Origin of the sequence: Leucobacter soli (genome assembly GCF_042659205.1) — a bacterium.
Lineage (GTDB): Bacteria > Actinomycetota > Actinomycetes > Actinomycetales > Microbacteriaceae > Leucobacter > Leucobacter soli.
Genome location: NZ_JBHSRW010000361.1, coordinates 1 through 1,480, shown reverse-complemented (window position 1 = coordinate 1,480; position 1,480 = coordinate 1). Strand labels below are relative to the sequence as shown.

Below are 1,480 nucleotides of genomic sequence, written 5' to 3'. Positions count from 1 at the left end.
GTCTTCCGGGCGTTCGGGCAGCAGCTCCGCCATGTCGTCTAGGTCGCCGGTGCGGGGCGGGCCGGCCGCGGCCAGGCCGTGCACCAGCCGGGCGATCACCCGCCGCGTGTTCGTGTCGACCACCGGGTGGCGCTCGCCGTAGGCGAACGCGGTGACGGCGCGGGCGGTGTACGGCCCGACCCCGGTCAGGCCGAGTAGCGTCTCGATGTCCCGGGGCACGATGTCGCCGTGATCCTGCGCGATCTCCGTGGCGGCCCGGTGCAGCCACAGCGCGCGTCGCGGATACCCGAGACGGCCCCAGGCCCGGACCGCCTCCCCAGGTGCATCCGCGGCGAGCGCGGACGGGTGCGGCCAGCGCTCGACCCACTCGAGGAAGCGCGGGAGCACTCGTTCGACCTGGGTCTGCTGCAGCATGAACTCCGAGACGAGCACGAACCAGGGTTCGACCTCGCCGGGTGCACCGCGCCACGGCAGCTCCCGGGCTTGGCGGGCGAACCAGGCGTTCAGCGCACGGTGGATCTCGTGCCTCCGCTCAGCCTCGCCCGCCACGCGACCACCCTACCGGGCGGTGATGACCCCCGTGGCGGCGGGCTCGGGCTCCCGGCGGATCGCCGTCCGCAGGGCGAAGAAGAGGACGATGACGGCGGCGGTGATCGACATGTGCCCGAGGCCGGCGACGCCCGCGATCATCTTCGACGACTCGAGTCCCAGCACCGTGAGCGACCCGTGCAGGATCAGCATGGCGGAGGTCAGGACGATCCCGGCGTGATACAGGCACAGGAACCAGACGAAGCGCTTGCGGGCGAGCGAGAAGCGGAACGCCCGCTCCAGACCCAGCAGGATCAGGAAGGGGAGGAAGCCGAGCGCCAGCAGGTGGGTGTGGGCCAGCCCGAGCTGGGTGAACGCACCCTCGGGGAAGCCGTTCAGTTTGGTGAACTCCCGGTAGAAGAGGCCGGAGGCGACGCCGAATCCGGCGTATACGAATGCAGAGACGAGGAGATGATTCAACGGTTTCTTCACGGTTCCAGCGTCTCGCGCTCTGAGGGGACGGGCATCGTCCGAAAGGTTGAGATCGCGTTCGCGGACTCGCCCGGCTCGCCCGCACCCCGGCGGTGCCCGCGCTCCCGGCCGATCGGCGCCCCGGAACCTCTAGGCTGGAGGCGATGGAACACGTACCCAACGGCATCCTGCTGGTCGACAAGGCCGAGGGCTGGACCAGCCACGATGTGGTCGCCAAGGCGCGGCGCGCCCTCGGCACTCGGAAGGTCGGCCATGCCGGCACCCTGGATCCGATGGCCACCGGTCTCCTGCTGCTCGGCGCCGGGCCGGCGACCCGGCTGCTCACGCACCTGGTCGGCCTCGACAAGACGTACACGGCGACCATCCGGCTCGGCCAGGCGACCGTGACGGACGACCGCGAGGGGGACCCGATCGCCACGGCCGAGCCGGGCAGGATCCGCGCGCTGGCCGCCGATCCGGC

Annotated in this window: 1 protein-coding gene and 2 pseudogenes; 1 reads left to right on the top strand and 2 read right to left on the bottom strand. The window is 71.5% G+C overall.

Annotated features, from left to right (window positions below):
• Together ACFPZL_RS13135 and ACFPZL_RS13130 are read right to left on the bottom strand one after the other, a co-directional pair.
• Positions 1 to 549, bottom strand: a pseudogene (locus ACFPZL_RS13135) (A/G-specific adenine glycosylase); the annotation flags it as partial.
• Positions 550 to 558: 9 nt separating this feature from the next.
• On the bottom strand, positions 559 to 1,020 hold the full coding sequence (locus tag ACFPZL_RS13130) for a DUF2871 domain-containing protein (RefSeq protein ID WP_236021873.1): 462 nt from the start codon (positions 1,018 to 1,020) through the stop codon (positions 559 to 561).
• A 143-nt stretch (positions 1,021 to 1,163) separates the two neighbouring features.
• Between ACFPZL_RS13130 and ACFPZL_RS13125 the strand changes: the two are divergent.
• Positions 1,164 to 1,480, top strand: a pseudogene (locus ACFPZL_RS13125) (tRNA pseudouridine(55) synthase TruB); the annotation flags it as partial.